The 21,156-nt window shown below is 31.5% G+C and carries 17 protein-coding genes; 4 read left to right on the forward strand and 13 right to left on the reverse strand.

Features of this window, described 5'->3' with window-relative positions:
• Positions 1 to 26: 26 nt before the first annotated feature.
• The 5 genes from L0U77_RS02370 to tyrS form a co-directional block, all read right to left on the reverse strand.
• Positions 27 to 1,022, reverse strand: coding sequence for a transporter family protein (locus tag L0U77_RS02370; protein WP_101918631.1), 996 nt, complete (start codon positions 1,020 to 1,022; stop codon positions 27 to 29).
• On the reverse strand, positions 985 to 2,022 hold the full coding sequence (locus tag L0U77_RS02375; RefSeq protein WP_233883357.1) for a cytochrome-c peroxidase: 1,038 nt from the start codon (positions 2,020 to 2,022) through the stop codon (positions 985 to 987). The genes L0U77_RS02370 and L0U77_RS02375 overlap by 38 nt, the downstream gene beginning before the upstream one ends.
• Before the next feature lie 112 nt (positions 2,023 to 2,134).
• Positions 2,135 to 3,025, reverse strand: a complete 891-nt coding sequence (locus L0U77_RS02380) for an MbnP family protein (protein ID WP_101918629.1) — start codon at positions 3,023 to 3,025, stop codon at positions 2,135 to 2,137.
• Positions 3,026 to 3,139: 114 nt separating this feature from the next.
• On the reverse strand, positions 3,140 to 3,361 hold the full coding sequence (locus L0U77_RS02385; RefSeq protein ID WP_233897658.1) for a hypothetical protein: 222 nt from the start codon (positions 3,359 to 3,361) through the stop codon (positions 3,140 to 3,142).
• Positions 3,362 to 3,919: 558 nt separating this feature from the next.
• The gene (tyrS, locus tag L0U77_RS02390) at positions 3,920 to 5,221 is read right to left on the reverse strand and encodes a tyrosine--tRNA ligase (protein WP_233897657.1); all 1,302 of its coding nucleotides are present in this window, start codon (positions 5,219 to 5,221) and stop codon (positions 3,920 to 3,922) included.
• 211 nt (positions 5,222 to 5,432) lie between these two features.
• Between tyrS and L0U77_RS02395 the strand changes: the two genes are divergently transcribed.
• Together L0U77_RS02395 and L0U77_RS02400 are read left to right on the forward strand one after the other, a co-directional pair.
• Positions 5,433 to 6,509 carry a hypothetical protein gene (locus tag L0U77_RS02395; RefSeq protein WP_233897656.1) on the forward strand — a complete coding sequence of 359 codons (1,077 nt, stop codon included), beginning with the start codon at positions 5,433 to 5,435 and terminating at the stop codon, positions 6,507 to 6,509.
• 96 nt (positions 6,510 to 6,605) lie between these two features.
• A complete protein-coding gene (locus tag L0U77_RS02400; RefSeq protein ID WP_233897655.1) occupies positions 6,606 to 7,607 on the forward strand; it encodes an NAD-dependent epimerase/dehydratase family protein in 1,002 nt (333 codons plus the stop codon).
• Positions 7,608 to 7,614: 7 nt separating this feature from the next.
• Here the strand turns inward: L0U77_RS02400 and L0U77_RS02405 are convergent, their stop codons facing one another.
• The 3 genes from L0U77_RS02405 to L0U77_RS02415 are packed head-to-tail and all read right to left on the reverse strand — an operon-like array spanning position 7,615 to position 10,146.
• The gene (locus L0U77_RS02405) at positions 7,615 to 8,043 is read right to left on the reverse strand and encodes a DUF4296 domain-containing protein (protein ID WP_233897654.1); all 429 of its coding nucleotides are present in this window, start codon (positions 8,041 to 8,043) and stop codon (positions 7,615 to 7,617) included.
• A gap of 20 nt (positions 8,044 to 8,063) precedes the next feature.
• On the reverse strand, positions 8,064 to 9,413 hold the full coding sequence (locus tag L0U77_RS02410; RefSeq protein WP_233897653.1) for a dihydroorotase: 1,350 nt from the start codon (positions 9,411 to 9,413) through the stop codon (positions 8,064 to 8,066).
• A gap of 10 nt (positions 9,414 to 9,423) precedes the next feature.
• Entirely contained in the window at positions 9,424 to 10,146 is a 723-nt protein-coding gene (locus L0U77_RS02415; protein ID WP_101918622.1) for a polyprenol monophosphomannose synthase, read from the reverse strand.
• Between the two features lie 96 nt (positions 10,147 to 10,242).
• On the opposite strand from L0U77_RS02415, the gene L0U77_RS11930 reads away from it, so the two are divergent.
• Together L0U77_RS11930 and L0U77_RS02420 are read left to right on the forward strand one after the other, a co-directional pair.
• Positions 10,243 to 10,881 carry a DUF4271 domain-containing protein gene (locus L0U77_RS11930; protein WP_420895222.1) on the forward strand — a complete coding sequence of 213 codons (639 nt, stop codon included), beginning with the start codon at positions 10,243 to 10,245 and terminating at the stop codon, positions 10,879 to 10,881.
• Between the two features lie 12 nt (positions 10,882 to 10,893).
• A complete protein-coding gene (locus tag L0U77_RS02420; RefSeq protein ID WP_101918620.1) occupies positions 10,894 to 11,640 on the forward strand; it encodes a uroporphyrinogen-III synthase in 747 nt (248 codons plus the stop codon).
• A 107-nt stretch (positions 11,641 to 11,747) separates the two neighbouring features.
• On the opposite strand, the gene L0U77_RS02425 is transcribed toward L0U77_RS02420, so the two are convergent.
• The 5 genes from L0U77_RS02425 to sov form a co-directional block, all read right to left on the reverse strand.
• Complete coding sequence (locus L0U77_RS02425) at positions 11,748 to 12,332, reverse strand: acyltransferase (RefSeq protein ID WP_101918619.1); 585 nt, start codon at positions 12,330 to 12,332, stop codon at positions 11,748 to 11,750.
• 117 nt (positions 12,333 to 12,449) lie between these two features.
• On the reverse strand, positions 12,450 to 13,175 hold the full coding sequence (locus L0U77_RS02430) for an energy transducer TonB (protein WP_101918618.1): 726 nt from the start codon (positions 13,173 to 13,175) through the stop codon (positions 12,450 to 12,452).
• Positions 13,176 to 13,247: 72 nt separating this feature from the next.
• Positions 13,248 to 13,625, reverse strand: coding sequence for a VanZ family protein (locus L0U77_RS11935; RefSeq protein ID WP_101918617.1), 378 nt, complete (start codon positions 13,623 to 13,625; stop codon positions 13,248 to 13,250).
• Positions 13,591 to 13,971, reverse strand: a complete 381-nt coding sequence (gene gcvH, locus L0U77_RS02435) for a glycine cleavage system protein GcvH (RefSeq protein ID WP_101918616.1) — start codon at positions 13,969 to 13,971, stop codon at positions 13,591 to 13,593. Before gcvH ends, L0U77_RS11935 begins: the two co-directional genes overlap by 35 nt.
• Positions 13,972 to 14,019: 48 nt before the next feature.
• A complete protein-coding gene (gene sov, locus L0U77_RS02440) occupies positions 14,020 to 21,156 on the reverse strand; it encodes a T9SS outer membrane translocon Sov/SprA (protein WP_233900684.1) in 7,137 nt (2,378 codons plus the stop codon).

Here is a 21,156-nt window from a genome sequence, read left to right on the forward strand (position 1 = left end):
GTTGAATTTTTTTTTAAACTATTTTTTTAGAAGTTATAGTTTATATATACACTTGTTCTGTATTGAACTTCAATAATTCCTTGTGATAAATTTTGGTCAATTGGATACATTGCTAATGCTCCAAAAGTTAGTTTTTCGCTGTTATATTCAATCCCGATATTGGTAAAAATAGCATGACCATCTGTATTTTTTACGGGTAAATTATATTTTTCATTACTTTGATAAAACTCACCTGATACTCCTAAAGAAGGCACAAAAGCATGTGCTTTATTATCTTTAAAAACATAAAAGAAGGCGCTATTAAAATTGAATTGATTTCCAAATTTATATTCTTTATCGTTGGTTGTTTTGTAGTAATAATTTACATAATTGGTAACGCCTATATTGTTGTATTTATACACATATTGTAGGTTTGCGATATAATCGACACTTCCCGTACCTAGCTGAAAACTAGGATTTACCGAATTATTAATTTTTTCATTATAATTTCCTGTTGGTAATTTAACTCCTGCTCCTATTTTTACGACATGATTGGTTGAATGAACTCTATCTGTTATTTTATTATAGGTTGCTTTTTGTTGATTAATTATTGAATAATTGGCAAATAGGCTAATATCTCCGAGTCCATTTATGGATGTTTTTTTAGTGATATATTCTCTATGATGAAAATGATATGGTACAAAAACTTGCAGTTCTAGGTTTTCGATAATTGGGATTCTTGACCAAATTTGTACAGTATTAAAGAACTCGTTAATTTTAGGAGAATCGCTAAAAATTCCATCTTTTGATTGGTATTTTTGATGTAAATATCGAACTCCTACAAAATTATTATCGATAACACCTCCCATTCCTAAACTTCCTCCGTTGTTACTACATCCGCAGGCATCGCATTCTTCTTCTAAAAAAGCTTTATACGAAGGCGGGAAAATATCTTTAGAAAAACACTGTGTTCCTATAAATATACTTATTAAAAATACTATTTTATTAAGGTTCAAATCTTTTATCTGTAAGAAAGGTATCATCTGTAAGTGTTTTTAAAAAAACAATAATTGCTTGTTTTTCTTGTGTTGTTAATGGTATTCCGAGTATTCCGTTGTGTTTTAAAATTGGATCTAAATTTTCAGTATTTTGAACGCCATCGGAATAAAAATTAAGTACTGCTTCGAGTGTTAAGAACCTTCCATCATGCATATAGGGTGCGGTTACTTGGATATTTCGTAAACTTGGCACTTTAAATTTATATTTTTCTTTGCTATCAAAAGCTGTTTCCATGCGTCCAACATCTTGAATTTTTGGATCTATTGATAATCCATTATTTCGAAAAGAATCGTCTGTAAATAAATCGGTTTGATGACAGGTTGCGCATTTTTGTTGAAAAATTTTTAGTCCTTTTTTTTCTTCTGATGAAAAATTGCTGTCAGTTTCATTTCTGATATATGTATCATATTTTGAATTTGCAGAAACCATTGTCAGCATAAATTGCGATAATGCTTTAAAAGTATTTTCTGAGGTTATTTCGCCGTTATCAAAAGCTTCTTCGTACATTTTTTTATACGGAGCTTTCTTTTTCAACTTTTCGATAACATTCGAAACAGTTTCATCCATTTCGTTTGGGTTGGTAATTGGCACGATTGGAAACATATCTAAATGTGATGTGGCTCCATCCCAAGCAAAATGTTTTTGAAACGCCATATTTTGAATTGGCGGTGTATTTCGTGTTCCTTCTCTACCATCAACGCCGTGACTAAATTGATGTCCGTGATGCGTAAACGCAAAGGTTTGTTCGTGACAAGAGGCACAAGAAGTTGTTCCGTCTGAAGAGAGAACGCCATCATAAAAAATCTTTTTTCCTAAGGCGATTCCTTTATCGGTAAGCGGATTTCTCTGAAAATTATAAGTTGGTTCTGGGAAATTACTTGGTTTTTCAAAGGCAACAGGCATTTTTGTATACACGTTTTCTTTTTCACTACAAGCGGAAAACAGTGATACAAAAACGACTAAAACAAAAAAATAATTTTTCATTTTATACGTTTTTTATAGGTTTTTAATTAACGTTTATCTGATTTTAAAATCAGTTCCTAAATTTTTTATGATATTTTTCAGGAACTGATTTTACTAAAAACTATTAATTTTCCTAATGATTTTCTTCGTTATAATGTAAGTGATCAAAAGCGAACATTTTCAGACTATTTTCTGAAATCCCTGTAGTTTTAGGTCCCATTAAAACAGGTGTTTCTAAAACATTGATGGTATTTTTTCCTGTAAGCATTTTACTAGCATCTACGGCAAGGTGTACTTGTGGTGATTTATCTTTAGCTACTAAAAAAGGATTTTTAGTTAAATCAAGGGTAATTTCTTTATATAATTCTTTTCCTTTAGCATATTCACCATCATTTGCAGCTGCAGCAACGTGATATTTAAATATCTGAACTGCTGCTTCTTGGCTTACACTTTTAGTGTTTTCTTGTTTTTTAATTATTGAACTAGGAGTAACTCCTTCTAATACTAAGAATTTATATCCTGTAGCCCACGCCCAAACTAATGAATATTCTTCGGCTCTTTCCCAAAGATTATTGGCAAATTGTTTTCCACCTTTATAAGTATCTTCGTCAATACCGACACCAAATTTAATTTTAGTATATTTTCCAGCAGGCACATCTGTTAAGTTGATTGCTGTTTTTGCTGGTAATGTTGTATATTCTTTGGTCGTTTTATTATATTTTTTTCCGCCTTCGCTGATGATAAAAAAACTTTTTTCCTTTGGATATACATATTCTTCTCCTGATTCGGTAACTAACACAAAATTTCCGACAATATAATCAAAAGCATTAATGGTTAATTTTTGTTTTGTATCTCCATCAATTAAGTTTTTTTCTACGCCTAAAACTAAATTTTCTCCTGCGAAAGAAGCATCAAAATCAATGGAAACATTATTTTTCCCTGTTAATTCTGAAGTTTCATTATCATTACAAGAAGCAAAGGTAAAAGCGATAGCGATTGCTATTAAACTAAATATTTTTTTCATTTTATAGGTGTTTCTATTTTGATGAACTTTTTTAAGTCATCAAAAAATTATGTTTAAATTTTTTAAATTTTGATAAACAGCCCACGAAACCTGTATTAAAAACACAAGTATAAATTAGGCTAACCGATATAAAAATGAAGAATTAGGTGGATGAAAAGTAGCAGTTTCAAACAGGTAAGAATACGTTTGACGATACGAAAATTCTTCAACTGCAAAAATATCTATTGTATTATTTTCTGTAAAATTTAATAATTCTACAAAACCAATAGGATATTCTTCCATGTGAATACGAAGCGATTTAAAATCATCTTCTTGTTGCTGTTCTATTTTTTTCATTAATTGACATTTTCCGTTACACTGAAGTTCGGGTTTGTCTTTATTAATACATAAAACTTTAGAGATATAATCATAATTTATCGCGTACTCCACAAAGGGAGCTACTGGTCGCAACATCGCTACCAGATACAGTAAAATGAATATATATACACAAGATTTTTGCAACAAAAAATAATTTTAAACAATACTGCAAAGATAGTTTAACAAAACTTTTTAGTCTAAAAAAACAAGCAGTAAATATTATTTTTATTTATTCTAAATAAATAACTATATTTGCCTTATAATAGTACATTATGATTATATTTTATACTCAAAACAAGAACGTTAAGACTAATCTTAAAAGTAAACAAGCAGGTCGTATTAGTACGATCCCCCGAAAATTGGCATCAAAAAAAGTACTTCCAGTGAGTATTTGTGATGCTGTTTGTAGTTCTAATTGTATCAAACCAAAAAGTAGCTGTTGTAATAAATATCAAAAAAAAGGCATCAACTGTAAGCGATGCCCTTTAACTTTTGATATAAAAATTGCTTCTTAATCTTTTTTTAATTACTTCTTAATTAAACTAATTTCAATAAAAAATAACTCTTTTTTCCACGTTGTAACAACACGTATTTATCAGCAATTAAATCTTTGGATGTAATTAAGAAATCTTCTTTAATTTTTTCTTTATTTACAGAAACCGCATTTTCTTTTAAAGCTCTTTTAGCATCTCCGTTTGATTTTAAAAAGTTTGTTTTTCCTGATAAAGCATCAATCATTGATAACCCTTCTGAAATATCATCTTTAGAAACTTCCGCTTGTGGAACGCCGTCAAAAACATCTAAAAAAGTTTGTTCATCTAAACTTTTCAAATCTTCCGAAGTTGATTTTCCAAATAAAATATTAGAAGCTTTTATTGCTTTTTCTAGTGCTTCTTCCGAATGAACAAAAGTAGTAACTGCGTTTGCCAATGTTTTTTGAAGCGCTCTTTCGTGTGGTGCTTCTTGATGTTTTTCAATTAAATCTTGAATTGTTTTTTCATCTAAAAATGTAAATATTTTAATATATTTAGCTGCATCTTCATCCGAAGTATTTAACCAAAATTGATAAAATTTATAAACGGATGTTTTATCAGCATCTAACCATACATTTCCACCTTCCGATTTTCCAAATTTTGAACCATCGGCTTTGGTAATTAATGGGCAAGTAATTGCGTAGGCTTTTGCCTCTTCACCAACATGCATTCTACGGACTAATTCTGTTCCTGTGGTGATATTTCCCCATTGATCAGAACCACCCATTTGTAATAAACAGTTGTGGTTTTTATATAGATGATAAAAATCGTATCCTTGAATTAATTGGTAGGTAAATTCAGTAAAACTCATTCCTCCAGTAGCTTCGCCAGAAATTCTTTTTTTAACAGATTCTTTTCCCATCATGTAGTTTACGGTGATTCGTTTACCAACATCTCTAGCAAATTCGATAAAGGAGAAATCTTTCATCCAATCGTAATTATTGACCAATAACGGGGCATTTTTAGCCGTGCTATCAAAATCTAAGAAACGTGCTAAAGTTCGTTGAATTCCTGCTACATTTTTGGCTAATGCTTCTTCGTTTAACAAATTACGTTCGTCTGATTTTCCTGAAGGATCGCCAATCATTCCTGTTGCACCACCTACTAAAGCTACGGGTTTATGTCCTGCTTTTTCTAAATGAACAAGCAATATAATTGGTACTAAACTTCCAATATGTAACGAATCAGAAGTTGGATCAAAACCGATATATGCCGCGGTCATTTCTTTTTGTAATTGCGCTTCAGTTCCAGGCATCATGTCATGAACCATTCCACGCCATTGTAATTCTTTAACTAAGTTATTCATTTGATTCGTGTTTCTTTAAATTTACTGAAATATGACTTTTAAACACAATAAATCACTAAATATTTCGGCATATTTAGACGTATTTAAAAATATTTAGAAGTATTCCTGTTTTTAACACAAATATAAACCTCTTTGGCATATATTTTGAAAAAGAATATATACTTTTAAATTTCTAAAAAAGAAATCTAAAAATAATCAAAACTAAAAAAGAATGAAAAATTTATTGAAACCATTATTTATTGCATGTAGTGCCTTTTTAATCGGAACAACTTTTACGGGTTGTAGTGAAGAACAGAATGAACTTGCTGTAGACCCTGATAAACCTGTAATCGAAACTCCTGATTCACCTAAAGAATTAGTTATCAATAGTGCTGATTATTTTCCAACATTAGAATTAACAGCCGAAGCTAACACCACTTTAGACGTTGTTGTAAAATTTTCAGACGCTGAAAAGAAAATGAAACGTTTATACATTACTAAAAATGTATACGGAAGTGAGCAAGGAGCTGTTGCTTATGATTTATCAACTGTTACCGCAGCTGTTAAAACTTATGGCGATGGTGCTATCAACTTAGGTAGCTTAGAAGGGCAAGAATTTACCTATAAAATTCCTTTTGAAGCTCCAACAAGTACTGATGGTGTTGTTGTATATAAATTATGGACAACACGTCTTGCTGCTTTAGGAACAACTAGTAAAGGAGATTTTAGAGATGTTACGAAAAGAAATGCTTACGGAGATAAAAATGCTTTTGGTACTATTACAATTAAAGCAGGAAATGCAACTGCAACAGCTGCTAGTGTAAAACAATTTACAACAGTAATTTTAGGAGCTCCTTTAGATGATAAATCATCTAGTTCATTTTTATCAGTTTTTAATGGTAAAAAATACGAACTTAAAGAAGGTGTTGAAACTGCTTCTTTATGGGATTTCGGTTATTATTATGGTAAGACCAATGAAGCTAGTTTAGCCTCAACAAATGATTTTCCTAACACTGTTATTAATGTTTCAGATATATCTGGAGTAGCTAAAAGTGATTTAAATCATTTTTATATTAAAAAAGGTTCAGATTTAGATTTTGATACTGTTACAGGGAATGAGTTAGCTTTAATTTCAACACCTTTAACAGAAGCTGTAAATAAGTTATCAGTTGGTGATGTATTAGAATTTGAAGATGCCTATGGTCATAAAGGATTAATTAAAGTAACTGCGATTGCTCCTGGATATGGTAGTGCTGGAAAAATTACGCTTGATATTAAAATTCAAAATTTAGAATATATCAAATTATAATTTTCAATAATTATACTTTAATAGTTACACTAACTAATTTAAAAGAGGTCGATATTTCGACCTCTTTTTTTGGTTAAAATAATTTATCTTTGAAGCATGATTTTAGTTACAGGAGGAACAGGTTTAGTTGGGTCGCATTTATTGTATCATCTGCTACAAAAAGGTGCTAAAATTCGGGCAATTTATAGATCCGAAGGAAAGCGGGAACACGTCAAAAAAATATTTTCTTTTTATACAGATGATGTTGCATCTCTTTTTTCAAAAATACAATGGATTCAGGCAGATATTACAGAAACACCTTCTTTAGAAGCTGTTTTTAAAGGAATTACGGAAGTTTATCATTGTGCTGCCTTGGTTTCTTTTGATCCGAAGGAATATAAAAAAATGCGTCAAGTAAATATTGAAGGAACGGCAAATATTATTAATTTTTCTATTGAAGCCAAGATTAAGAAACTATGTTTTGTAAGCTCGATTGCTGCCGTTGGAAATGCCATAAATTCTCAACCAATCAATGAAGAAAATGAATGGTCAGATAGTGATATTCACAGCGGATATTCCATCACAAAATACGGTGCTGAAATGGAAGTTTGGCGAGGCAGTCAAGAAGGATTAGAAGTCGTTATTGTAAATCCTGGTGTTATTTTGGGAAGTGGTTTTTGGCAAGAAGGTTCTGGTAAATTATTTACCCAAATAAACAATGGTTTTAATTTTTATACCGAAGGAATTACAGGTTTTGTAGGCGTTCAAGATGTGGTAAAAGCCATGATTTTATTAATGGAATCGACCATTAAAAACGAACGTTTTATTTTGGTTTCAGAAAACAAATCATTTAAAGAAATTTTAGTTGCTATTGCCGATAATTTACATAAAAAACGTCCGTCTATAAAAGTAAGTAAATTTTTAAGTGCATTTTTTTGGAGATTTGCTTGGTTTATTTCAATACTAACCAAAAAGAAGCCGTTGCTTACTAAAAATACAGCGCGGGCTTCTCATGCTATTTCCTTTTATAATAGTTCAAAAATTCAAGAAAAAATCAATTTTAAATTTACTGAAATCGCTACTGAAATTAAGAATATCAGTAAAAATTTTAGAGCTTAATTATTTTTTATTTTTCTAATTTATTTTTTTGAAGCTTATTTTTTATGTTATTTTTTATGTTATTTTTTGATGAATTATTCGATACAGTATCTTGGATTTTGCTTTTATCCATATAAATTCGTTCTAAAGAGTCGATATTTTTTTTTACTTCTTTGAGCATATCGCCATATTCCTCTACTTTTGAGGTATAATACACATTGCTTAAATTAAAACGTGTGGTATCAATTTTATATTTTTCGTAGATTAGAAACGTATAATTTTCATCTCTTTTCAACAATTTATTTTTGATATTTTTCGTAGATGCTACAATATACATATCAGTTAATAATGCAATCATAGAATCTTTTGGAATCAGATTTTTGGGCTTTTCATACTTGGTATTGCTGGTACAACAAGCCAATAGCATCAATATAAATAGGTAAAAAAAGTATTTCATTATATTTTAAGATATAATTTTTAAACTGTTTTAAATTCTAGGCGTTTTCCTTTGGTTTGTTCATCAAAAACACCATTTACAAACATTAAATTTCCATTTACAAAAGTGTGTGTAATTTTACTTGAAAATGCTGTTCCTTCAAAAGGCGACCAACCACATTTATATAAAATATTATCTTTAGAAACCGTCCAATTTTGATTATTATCGATTAAAACAAGATCAGCAAAATAGCCTTCTTTAATGAAGCCACGTTTTTCGACTCTAAATAATTTTGCAGGATTATGACACATTTTCTCGACTGCTTTTTCAACTGAAATTACGCCTTGTTTTACTTTTTCAAAAATCGCTGTTACTGCGTGTTGTACTAACGGTCCTCCACTTGGGGCTTTTGTGTACACATTATCTTTTTCTTCTAGCGTATGTGGCGCATGGTCTGTGGCGATTACATCGATTCTATCATCTAATAAAGCCTTCCATAATCCGTCTTTATCTTTTTGAGATTTTACCGCAGGATTCCATTTAATATGTGTTCCTTTTTCATCATAATCTTTATCGGTAAACCATAAATGATGCACACAAACTTCTGCTGTAATTTTCTTTTCTTCTAACGGAATATCATTTCTAAAAAGGTGCGTTTCTTTTTCTGTTGATAAATGAAAAACGTGTAACCTTGCGCCTGTTTTTTTAGCTAATTCAATTGCTTTTGATGAAGATAAATAACAAGCTTCTTCACTTCTGATAATTGGGTGATATTTTAATGGAATATCATCGCCATATTTGGCAACATATTCTTCTGTATTTTTTCTGATAGTTGCTTCATCTTCACAATGTACGGAGATTAGCATATCAGTAGAAGAGAATATTTTTTCTAACGTTTGTTCATTATCGACCAACATATTTCCTGTTGATGAACCTAAAAACAACTTAATTCCCGCTACATTCTTCGGATTTGTTTTTAATAATTCGTCTAAATTATCGTTTGTTCCACCAAACATAAACGAGTAATTTGCGTATGATGTTTTTGATGCAATTTCAAATTTATCTTCTAATAATTCTTGAGTTGTAGCTTGTGGAACGGTGTTTGGCATTTCGATAAATGATGTAATTCCACCTGCAATGGCGGCCTTACTTTCTGTTCCGATATTTGCTTTATGCGTTAAACCAGGTTCGCGAAAATGCACTTGGTCATCAATCATTCCTGGAATTAAATATTTACCTTGAGCATCAATAATTTCGATAGTATTTTTGATATTTTCGGCTTTAATTTCCGTTGAAATTTCTTTAATATAATTTCCTTCGATTAGCACATCGCCTTTAAAAACCTTGTTTTCGTTAACGATTTTCGCATTTTTAATTAAGTATGATTTCATAGTTTTATTATTACTTTGGTAATCCTTTTAGTGTCATTTTTATCACTCCAAATACGGCTTCTTTAATAATTCCAGAACTTAATTTTGAAGTTCCTAAAACTCTATCTGTAAAGATAACGGAAACTTCTTTGATGGTAAATTGATGTTTCCATGCTTTAAATTTCATTTCAATTTGAAAGGCATATCCGATAAATTTAATTTTATCGAATCGAATAGTTTCGAGTACTTTTCGTTTCCAGCAGACAAAACCTGCAGTGGTATCATGCACGGGAATTCGGGTTATAAAACGCACATATTTAGAAGCACAATACGATAATAAAACTCGTTTCATGGGCCAATTTACCACGTTTACACCTACGGAATACCGAGAACCTACGGAAACATCGGCACCATCAATGGCACAGGCGTTGTATAATTTAATTAAATCAGCTGGATTGTGTGAAAAATCGGCATCCATTTCAATAATAAAATCATATTTTTTAGCAATTGCCCATTTAAAACCGTGAATATAAGCAGTTCCTAAGCCATTTTTACCGGTTCTTTTTTCGAGATAAAGTTTATTTGGATATTCTTTTTGAAGTTTTTCTACGATATTGGCTGTTCCATCGGGAGAATTATCATCGACAACTAAAATATCAAACACTTTTTTTTGGCTAAAAGTTGCGTGTATAATCGCCGCTATATTTTCTTTTTCGTTATAAGTGGGTATGATAACTAAAGCGTCTGATTTCATGTATTTTTTTTCCTGTAATTTTCATCTAAAACTAAGCAAATATACACTAAATTATCACTAATTTTGTGTTAAATTAATCGCATAAAACAACTACGATTGCAAGCAATTGAACGCATTATTCCTGATAATAATTGGATTACCTTAGTATTTATCGTTGCTATTATTTTGTTAGCGATACTAAAATTAATCAAGCCAAAAAAATTACGAGGTTACGCCTATGCATTTTTCACTACAGGATTTATCAAAAATAAAATAACAGATAGTGCTTCTTTTTTAACGCCTTTTTATGGTTTTTTATTTTTATTTTCCACGATTATACTTTCCTTATTTTTATTTTTGATAATAATGCCAAGCATATATGCGGATACTTTTTTCAATTATTTGATGCTATTATGTTTTGTATCGGTATATTTTATAGTACGTTTTTTTATTGATGTTATTTTAGCTAAGATTATGCAATCTTCACAGGACTTGCAATATTTTTCAGCTACAAAAATAGGCTACTTAAACAGCCTTAGTTTGTGGTTATTTCCTGTTCTAATTGTCTATCAATATGGGTTTACGAATCGGCTTTTTTTAGTTAGTTTTTTTGGTATCTTATTTATATTCAGGGCTTTTTTAATTTTAATAAACAACAAAAAAATAGTTATACACAAGTTATTTTATTTTATTTTGTACTTTTGCACCCTTGAAATAGCACCCCTATTAATTGTTTATAAAATAACGACTACGTAAAGAGAAAAATATATGAAAGTGAAAACTATTTTAGTCTCTCAACCTGCTCCAAAAACGGAAACTTCTCCGTATTTTGATTTGGCTGAAAAACAAAAAGTGAAAATTGATTTTCGTCCTTTTATTCATGTTGAAGGTATTGATGGAAAAGAAGTTCGATCTCAAAAAATTGACTTAAAAAACTATACAGCAATTATTTTAACAAGCAGAAATGCTGTCGATCATTATTTTAGAATTGCTGAAGAAATGCGTTTTACAGTTCCCGATTCTATGAAATATTTTTGTCAATCAGAAGCGGTTGCTTACTATTTACAGAAATATGTTGTATACCGAAAACGTAAAGTTTATGTTGGAAGTCGAACATTTCCTGATTTGATAAAATTAATAAAGAAACATAAAGGCGAGAAATTTTTACTGCCTTCTTCGGATAAATTAAAACCATTAATTCCTGAAGAGTTAGATAAGTTAGGTATTGATTGGAAGCGTGCAAATTTGTACAAAACTGTTGTCAGTAGCCTATCTGATTTAGAGAATGTTGTTTATGATGTGTTAGTTTTTTTCAGTCCTTCAGGGATAGACAGTTTGTTTGAAAACTTCCCTGAATTTAAGCAGAATAATACTCGAATTGCTGTTTTTGGAAATTCAACAATCAAGGCTGTTGAAGACCGAGGTTTACGTGTTGATATTGCAGCACCTACGCCAAATACTCCTTCAATGACGATGGCTTTAGATAAATATATTAAAGAGAATAATAAAAAATAGTATTTTATTTATCACATAAATTATTGATTTTAATCATCTTAAAAAAACCATCAGTTCTATATTACTGATGGTTTTTTATATTTTATTTTAATAAGTTAAGATTCTTTTTAGCGTATCTTAATTACGTTATTATTCTGCAATAAATATACCTGACCACTTTCTAAACAGGTTGCTTTTTGGTTTTTATCAAATTCTAATCGATGCCCATATTGGCTTACCCATCCTATTTGTTTTGAAGGATTTCCAACAACTAATGCATAAGGTAATACTTCTTTGGTAACGACTGATCCTGCTCCTATTAAGGCATATTCACCGATGGTATTTCCACAAATTATGGTAGCGTTTGCACCAATACTTGCACCTTTTTTAACGATTGTTTTTACATATTGATTTTTTCTTACAATCGCACTTCTAGGGTTTATGATATTGGTAAAAACCATAGAAGGTCCTAAAAAAACATCATCTTCACAAACAACGCCTGTATAAATAGATACATTATTTTGAACTTTTACATTATTTCCTAAAATAACTTGTGGAGAAACCACCACATTTTGCCCAATATTACATTGATTTCCAATTTTACAGTGTGACATAATATGACTAAAATGCCAAATTTTTGTATTTGTTCCGATACTACAATCGGCATCTATAACGGCGGTTTGGTGAGCAAAAAAAGAGGCTGTTTTTTTCATGATGATTAAAATTAATCGTATTAAAAAATGTTAAAGAGTATTTTTCATAAAAAAAGCAATCCGTATAGGATTGCTTTTTTTATATTATTTTTTCAGATAAATAGTACGTTATATTTATTACTCTACATTAAAAGTAATTGGTAATGTATATCCTACTCTTACGGGTCTACCTCTTTGTTTACCTGGTTTCATTTTAGGTATCTTTTTAGCGACACGGATAGCTTCTTCTTTCAATCTTGGGTGAGGAGCTCTTGCATTTACACTGGTAACAGAACCATCTTTATCAATTTTAAATTGAACATAAATACGTTTTTTTCCTGGAGCTAATCCTAATTCGTTTGCTAATTCAGCAGCAAAATTACGTTGTACGTGTTTCTGTAATTTTTTATTTAAACACGCTTTTTTCTCTGCTTTCGATCCTGTACATCCTGGAAAAATTGGCACTTCTTCAATAATAGAAAAAGGTACATCTTCTACTACTTCTTCTTCTTCTACTACTTCTTCAATATCTTCCACTTCAACGGCTTCCGATTCATCTGTTTCTGTAGATTCAATAACAGTTTCTTCTACTTCTTTTTCATCCTCTACAACTTCAATTTTATCTGGAGCTGGAGGTGGAGGGGTATTTTGTTTTGGCTTTGGAGGCTCTACAATAAGAAGTTCTATCGTTTCTTCTTCAATTTCAGAGGCCATATTCGCTACTCCTAAATCTCCATACTCTTTATCGTATGTTTTATTTTCAATCGCAACATATGTTACAAATAAAGCTAAAACCAAACCTAACTGCATAAACAGTTTACTATAATTCTCTAAGTTTGATTTTGGATTTTTCTTAATTTCCATCCTAAATGTTTTTTAATAGTTCGCTAATTTAATTAATTTATTTCAACTTTTACAAGCTAATTCTTTAAATAGTTACATTTTCCTAAAAAAAAGAAAGTACGTAATATAAGCTATTAAAATACCCGTCGTATTTGCTACAATATCTAAAACTTCTCCTGAACGATAGGAAGTTATTGTACTTTGAAGCCCTTCAATAATTATGCCGTAAAACAGACAACACAAAACAATTATAAATTTATTTATTTTTGTTTTATGAAAAGCCAATAACCAGGCAAAAGACAACACGAAATAAGCAATTGCATGCTCATATTTATCGATATGATTTATTTTAATTGGTGGTCGACTCTCAATCTTAATTAAACTAAGAATAGCAATACTAATGCTAATCAGTATTGCTATTGTTGTTGTTGTTAAATTATGCTTTAATAAGCGCTTGATATTCTTCAGCACTTAATAAATCTTGAGTTTGTGAATCGTCTGATAATTTAATTTTTATCATCCAACCTTCTCCGTATGGATCTGAGTTTACTAATTCTGGTTCATCTTCTAACTTTTCGTTAAATTCAATTACCTCTCCTGATAACGGCATAAAAAGATCCGATACTGTTTTTACTGCTTCTACTGAACCAAAAACTTCTTCAATATCTAAAGAATCATCTAAGGTATCAACATCTACATAAACGATATCTCCTAATTCACCTTGTGCAAAATCGGTAATTCCAATTGTAGCTACTCCTTGTTCAACTTTAACCCATTCGTGGTCTTTCGTAAATTTTAATTCTGCTGGAATGTTCATTGTAATTGTGTATTATTTTTATGATGTTTGTTTATTATTAATTTTCAGTTAGTTTCCTAAGTTGTATATAATGCTGACTCCTGCATTAATAGATTGCCTTGGAAACGTTGTTGACACCGCGTATTTAAACGTTTGGTGATTGTAATAAATAGACGCTGTTAAACTACTACTTAAATTGTAATCTGCAATAAATTTTAGTCCAAATAATTTCTCACCTCCTGTTATCTGACTATTTTCTTTATCAACGCTTCGTATTAAGGTCAAATTATCTCTCAAAGAGATGTCTGTTCTCAGGTTGATATCTCCTTTAATCGTTTGTTTTTTCCCTGTAAATCGCGTTACAAATTTAACATCTTTTATTTTATATCCAAAACCGATAATATATTGTGTTCCAGTAATATCGGTTAGTGTATTGTTATTAAAGTTCAATGTTAAGCTTCTATCGGTTCTTATTTCTCCTTTAAAAGAGAAATCGTTTTTCATTTTCAGGGCTACTTTTATTAGGGGTGAAAACTCATCGATTAAAGTTGCTGACGAAAGTAATAGTTCTGGTTGATAATTACCAGAATTATTTACGTTTGTTGGGTTATTTTTATCGTACTGTAAGTTATTGGTATAATTACCAATAGTATACGATGATTGATAGCCATGTGAAACGGTGAAGGCATCAAATGTTTTTTTAAACCATTTATATTTCATCAATCCATTAAATCGAAGTGTCCAGTTTGGGATTGGAATATTTTTAAATACTTTGGTACTTACATTGTTGGCATTATTTCCTGAATATGCCGAAATAAATGCGGGTAACATGGTTTGTTGTCCGGTAATTTTGTATCCTTTTCCTGTTGCATCGTTTGGCAATCCTGATTTTTTTGATAATCGGTTTGCGATAATACTTCTATTTTCTAGGAAGGTGTTGTATAATTTTTCACCATCGGCAAATACGGTTCCTAGCATAAAATGGCTTGTGCTATAATTTCCTGTTTCGAAGGCTTTTATTTTTGGATCTTGTTCAAACCCTCCTTTTCCGTTAGCGATTACGTCTAATTGCTGATTTAAATTACTGGTTTTAATATTGTTTGCTTTTAGGTCGATACTTACATATTTAAATGGTTTTACCGATACGGTATAGGCTAATTTTTTATAGCTTGTTTTGCTATAATTTTTACTATAGTAAGGTTGATTTTCATCAGTTTGACTAGTTCTTGTAACTAGCCAATTATTTTCGATGGCTTTATGTAAGATATCGGTTTGACTTCCAAAAACGAATCCTAGCGATGGAGCATTTCCACCCTGATAATTATTTCTTCCTAAAAATCCTACGGAAGGTTTGTATCCTTGTAATAGGGTTCCGTTATTTTGGGCGTAGGTGATTTTGGCTCTTTTAACGGCTGTTAGTACATCGTACATTCCTTTGAATATTTTTTGTCCAAAAGAGGCATTTTTTTTGAGTTTAATTTTTGATGAATTATTTGCTAGATTATTGGCAGGATTATTTTTATTTTTTTTGGTTAATAATTCTTTTAGTTTGATATTTTTATAGAAGCGACCAAAATCGATATTAGCGTTAACATTATGAGTATTGGCATTTTGAATCATATTACCGACAACGTCTTCATATTTTATGGTGGTTCCATTTTTCAAGTTAAGGGAACTTTGCGAACTTGATTTCCAGTCGAAATCTGCGGTATATCCGTAATCTGCGGATATAAAGTTCAGATATGGTATTTTATCGATAGGTAATTTATAGGTTGCATTTAATTTCTGATGATAATTATCGGGTCTTCCCACGGTAAAGAACTTGTCATATATTTCGAGATTTTCATCATTTCCGAAGCTATCATAAATATAGTTATTGGTTGCATTAAAGTTTAGCTGGAGTGATTTAGTCAGGTCAAAACCGATGGTGTAATCCCAATTAAACAGGAATCTACGTTGAATTAGCGCATTTTGTTCTACGGGCAAATCGATTAAATTTCTTGATTTTTGAGAGCTATAACTTCTATTAATTCTTGAATTCAGTGCGATTGTTTTGGGCATAGGATTGAAGTTAATATCTTTAAGAAGTTGTAGGTATTTATTATTAAATAGGTTTGATTTTTTAAAGGGTTCGATACTGAATGGTTGAAAATTAAATTGATAGCTTGCTCCTGCCATTACGTTTTTATTTTCAAATTTTTCAATATTATAATCTCGATGTAATTCTTCGTTATGTGCGTAGGATACGGATAGATTTTCTACGTCATAGAATTTCGGTTTTTGGGTACTTTTGGGGTTTTTATTTTTTTTAACGTTGATAAAGCTGATACTTTTTCTACGGGTATAATCTTGCGAATTTTTACTATTTGGATTTTTATCTAATGCTTCTTTGAGTTCAATATCTTGAAATTGCGGGTCGTATTTTGGGTCTCTAAATTCTTCGCCATAGCTATAACTCATCGGTACTTGCATGTTCCATTTTGGAGGCATCATTTTACCTACTTGAATATTTGTAGCGACACTATATTGTTTGGTTTCTTCGATGCTTCGTTGTTGTACTCGATCTTCAATGCTTCCAAAACCGATGGTTGACATACTTCCTGCTAACGACACGTCCATCACATCGGCAAGATTCGCATCGGCATTCACTACGGTTGCCCATCCGCCTTTGTTATCAAAACCTACGACTCTTAATTCATTGAACCAAACTTCGGCTGTTTTCATTGAATTTGACGTATTTTTCATTCCTAACATTACGGTTCTTATTTGTGCTAATGTTGGATTTCCTTTAACAGATATTTTTAAGCCGTTGCTGGTTGTTAATGAAAAAACATCTCCTACTGAAGGTCTTTCAAGCTTTAGGTTTGCTAATTCTTTCAAGGAGATTTCCAAATTATTTTCAGCAAGCCAAACATCTTCAGAAGTAGCGTTACTGGTTGATAATTTCAATGATTTTTCAATTTCGTAATAGTTGTCATTTAAATCGGTTCCTAAACGGATAACAGCGACCATATCATCATTTTGCGTATTGCTTTGCAAAGGAGCTTCGGCGTGTAAAAACATGCGTAATTTTTTATATCGACGCATATCGATACTGATATTTTTGTACATCATTCGAGTTTCATCGGCTGGTAAATCGGTAACTTTTAGGGTTACGGATTGTTCATTTTGACGTTGAATTCTGTTTGTTCCTTGTAATTCTTCTCGATAAATTCCTGGAGGTAATTTGTATCGTTTCTCATTTTGTTCGATACTCACTACGCCTACTTCGAATTTATTTAAAGCTGTTGGTTTGAGATTAACAGGCACGCCATTTTCAGGAAATGTTTTGGTATATCTACGCCAATCGCCACGTACTAATTCTAGTTCTGCGAATCGTAAAACTACGGGCATTTTAAATTTTGTCAAAAACATTCTGATAAATCGGATACTATTAAAATCGGAGATTCCGTTAATTTTTTGAGCCTCTGTAACATTTCTAACAGGGATTCTAAATTGATACCAAGTCGTACTTCTTCGGGTTCCGTTTGCTAGTGTAATGGGTTCATTTTTGATATCAATAATATTATTTTGACCTTTTAATAAATCGCTTTTATTTAAAGAAACTTGATATTCAAAGTAACTATTTACAGGATTCATGGTTTGGTCTTTGTTGATATCTTCGGTATCTGGATATGCGGTTGCTGAGGTTGGGTATGCTTCTCCCGATTGGCTTGCTGTTGGCGAATTTCCTTGCGTTCCGTTAAAGTTTTTATATCTTGATAACACTGATGGATTTGAGCTTTCGATAGCGCCTCCTCTAAAATAGTGAAAGTTATCTCCCGCAGGGTCATCGAGTGATGCAAAGGCGGGAAATTTATTTTTTTCTTCTTCATCTGATAAACCATCGAGTCCAATATCTTGATATTCTCGAGCTTCATTACTATTATCAAAGGCGTATAATATTGATGGATTTAAGGGAATATCTCCCCAAATAGTTTCGGTAATATTTGCGCCAATTTGTCCTGAATTTATTTTTTTTCCATCGGAAGGTAGTCCGTTTTCGTATTGTTTTCGTCCATCTTTTAAAATATCTTCGGAAACGTTTCCAAGGTTGATAAACAATTTTCCAACCTGATTACCAAGTGCTTGCGGATTTACTCCTGTTGGCAAACCTTCTGCTTGAGTGATCGAATAATTTTCATACGGATCCATCAACCAAAACTGAATATATTCTACGTTTGCTTGTTCGAAATTATTGGTGGTTAGCGGTCGCATAATTCCTCCCCATCGTTCTTGTGACGTTTCTGAATTTTCGTTATAATTATACGGACCTCTTTCAGTTGGATAATAGGCTAAATCTAAGGTTCTGATTAAATTTTGTTGGGTAATATCGAGGTCGGTATTTGGGAATAATTCATTGTATCGAATTTGACGCACTTCATTTCTCGACAATTCATTTTGGTCGATATTACTTGGTTTATTGCTTCCTCCATAAAAAAGCTGATCGACATTATACCAAGCGATTTTTCCTCTTTTATAATTATAGGATAAATCTCCTGAACCGCCATTTAATCCTTGAGATTCGGGTGTACTTGCTAGAAACCATTGTTGCGGACTTCCTAAATTAATCGGAATTTGTGAGGCTTCAAAATCATCTAAATAAGAAGTTGCCGTTCCATCAACATTAATACCGCTTGGCGAACCAGGAATTAAATATGCCATATCGGCTCTAACGGAAACATTTGAAGGTACATCGGTTTCTACAAAGGGTAATTTGTTGGCTAATTTTGTTAGAAAAGGCACTTCAGATGCGTATGCTAAATTCAGTCCTAACATAGTATTGTTAATGGGTTCGCCTCCAAAATTCACTTTTGGTGTGATTGGTTTTTCACTCACATTTAAATACGTTCCTCCAAGGCTAAATTTTTCAGAGAATTGGTGCGTTACATCAACTCCGATAAATGTTTTTCGTTGTTGGCTAAATAAGTTGTTACTTTCAGTGGTGGCGTTGATAGGAATTCCTGAAGCTTCCAATCCTGGATCTAAAATTTGAACACGTCCTAATTGATAATCCACCACATAATCTACGCCTTCTACCAATTGTCTTCCGCCAGCGGTTACGGTTACTGAACCTCTAGGAATATTGAATCCTCCTAAAGAAATTCCGCTAGTTGTTTTAGCTTTGAAGTATCCTTTTAAAAAGAATTTATCTTTATTTTGATATTCATTTTTAGCTTGAATTTTGGTCGTTAAATAGAGTTCTTCGAACAGGTATTTTTCTTGATCACTAGTTGTGGTAAGTACTTGTTTTAAGTCATTTCCAAAAGGTTCTGGTTCTGGAAAAATAACGTATCCTTTTTGTGAATTTACGGTAATTCCGTCTATATAGTCAAAAAAACCATCACCATTTGGCACTGCATATTCACTTTGATCTAATTTATCTAAATTAAAAATACGCAATAAAGGTTTTTTGGTAATACCTGATGTCGTTGCTTTTTGCAGGGTATTTTGTAGCGTTCCTGTTTGGTCATCACGATATAATAATTCAAAACGAAAACCATCACGTTCAAGTGGCGATGCTCCTAAGGCATAAATATTTTTCATCATTAATTTCCATGTCGGAAAGGCTTCTCCTAAAAACCCAGGAGCGCTAGTATTTGGACGAATGGTATTTAAAGTTTCGCTACGTAATAATTTTACGACTAAATTTGCAGGCGCTACAACACCATCGTTTGAAAACTCTCCTACTTTAAAAACGGTTTCTCCGTTAGAGGCTCCAACCACAGTATATTCGTAGGAAACAGCTAATACTTCGCCATCATTTAAGCGTCTATTTAAAGAGATAAATCCTAATTGGTTATCTATTTTAAATTCGTTTGGTTGTAGTTTTCGAGCATTTTGTAAATAGGAATAATTAACGCCTTGTTTGGCAGGGATTCCGATATTTTTAATGGCAGTATCTACTGTTGCAACATCTCTAATTGCACCATTTTCGGTTAATAATTGACTTAAATTATTAACATTATTGTAAGGAATTATTTTTAAATTAACGGAAGCAGTTGTTAGTGCATTGCTTACGGAATTTTGATTTACTTTATTTTCAAAATTTGATTCTCCTAAATCGGCAAGTGCTACAATGCTTCGATAATCGGTTACATTTTGTGCTGTGTTGGTTACCCAAACCTCAACTCTTGTAATATTTATTGGACTATTTATCAGCGGATAATTTGCCAATGCTTGGGTATAATTTTCTCTAAAATAATGTCCTAAGAAAAAATGACGATCGTTATCATAATCAGAGGCTCTTAATTCAAATTGTTCAATGGTAGCACCACCTTCTGCAACGACGGTTTTAGATTGTGAATTTTGTTGAGAAAAAGCGGCTGTTATGTGTGTTTTACCAAATTGCAGTGCTGTTTTGACTCCAAATAAGGCTTGTGCGCCGTTAATTAGCGAATTTTTAATAGGCATGCTAATATTTCCAGCTTCAATATTTTGGATAATATCGTCTTCAGTTGGCGTATATTCTAGTTTGATGATATTTTGAAAATCAAAAGTTGATTGTGTATCGTAATTTGCGGTTACCTTCAAGCGTGTTCCGATTTTTGCTTGTAGACTTGTGCTTATTTGTTGGTCAAAATCGAAGGTAAAATTACTTTGATTTTCTATGGATATTGAAGGGTTTTCATTTTTCTGATAAACGCCTCCTAATTTGATATTTACCTGTCCTGTAGGGTTTACATCTACGGTATTTCCACCAAAAACAGATTCAAAAAACTTAGAATTTACATAATATTTAGGTAATAAATTTTTCTGAGCTTTTTTGTTGCCTTTTTTTCTTGAATTGGTGGCATCAATTTTTTCTTTAAAATATTCTTTCATATCGTTTTTCAGGCGATATTTTTTATATTCATTTGGGGTCATAAAAATTGGTGTTCCAATTTGATAATTCCCAATTTTTTCGACCAACATAAATTTATTAGTTACGTTATCGTAGGTAACTTTTTTTTCTGTTGGATTGTTTAAAAAAAGACTTCCATTTTGATGGTTCTTAAAACCATATTTCAAAGGAATAATAGTATCTTTTGGTATCTCTTTTAGTATCTTTTTTGAAGTATTTTTCAGGTTATTTTTTGCATTATTTCCTGTGTTTTGCGAAAACGAAACAACACTTATCAGTAAGATAAGTGTTGTTAAGAATATATTGATAACTGTTTTTTTCAA

The organism is Tenacibaculum piscium, assembly GCF_021390715.1.
Classification (GTDB): Bacteria; Bacteroidota; Bacteroidia; order Flavobacteriales; family Flavobacteriaceae; genus Polaribacter; species Polaribacter piscius.

Excerpts from the sequence above, each read along its gene's own strand:
- L0U77_RS02370 (WP_101918631.1), bottom strand. The coding sequence starts at position 1,022 with ATGATACCTTTCTTACAGATAAAAGATTTGAACCTTAATAAAATAGTA.
- L0U77_RS02375 (WP_233883357.1), bottom strand. The coding sequence starts at position 2,022 with ATGAAAAATTATTTTTTTGTTTTAGTCGTTTTTGTATCACTGTTTTCC.
- L0U77_RS02380 (WP_101918629.1), bottom strand. The coding sequence starts at position 3,025 with ATGAAAAAAATATTTAGTTTAATAGCAATCGCTATCGCTTTTACCTTT.
- L0U77_RS02385 (WP_233897658.1), bottom strand. The coding sequence starts at position 3,361 with ATGAAAAAAATAGAACAGCAACAAGAAGATGATTTTAAATCGCTTCGT.
- tyrS (WP_233897657.1), bottom strand. The coding sequence starts at position 5,221 with ATGAATAACTTAGTTAAAGAATTACAATGGCGTGGAATGGTTCATGAC.
- L0U77_RS02395 (WP_233897656.1), top strand. The coding sequence starts at position 5,433 with ATGAAAAATTTATTGAAACCATTATTTATTGCATGTAGTGCCTTTTTA.
- L0U77_RS02400 (WP_233897655.1), top strand. The coding sequence starts at position 6,606 with ATGATTTTAGTTACAGGAGGAACAGGTTTAGTTGGGTCGCATTTATTG.
- L0U77_RS02405 (WP_233897654.1), bottom strand. The coding sequence starts at position 8,043 with ATGAAATACTTTTTTTACCTATTTATATTGATGCTATTGGCTTGTTGT.
- L0U77_RS02410 (WP_233897653.1), bottom strand. The coding sequence starts at position 9,413 with ATGAAATCATACTTAATTAAAAATGCGAAAATCGTTAACGAAAACAAG.
- L0U77_RS02415 (WP_101918622.1), bottom strand. The coding sequence starts at position 10,146 with ATGAAATCAGACGCTTTAGTTATCATACCCACTTATAACGAAAAAGAA.
- L0U77_RS02420 (WP_101918620.1), top strand. The coding sequence starts at position 10,894 with ATGAAAGTGAAAACTATTTTAGTCTCTCAACCTGCTCCAAAAACGGAA.
- L0U77_RS02425 (WP_101918619.1), bottom strand. The coding sequence starts at position 12,332 with ATGAAAAAAACAGCCTCTTTTTTTGCTCACCAAACCGCCGTTATAGAT.
- L0U77_RS02430 (WP_101918618.1), bottom strand. The coding sequence starts at position 13,175 with ATGGAAATTAAGAAAAATCCAAAATCAAACTTAGAGAATTATAGTAAA.
- gcvH (WP_101918616.1), bottom strand. The coding sequence starts at position 13,971 with ATGAACATTCCAGCAGAATTAAAATTTACGAAAGACCACGAATGGGTT.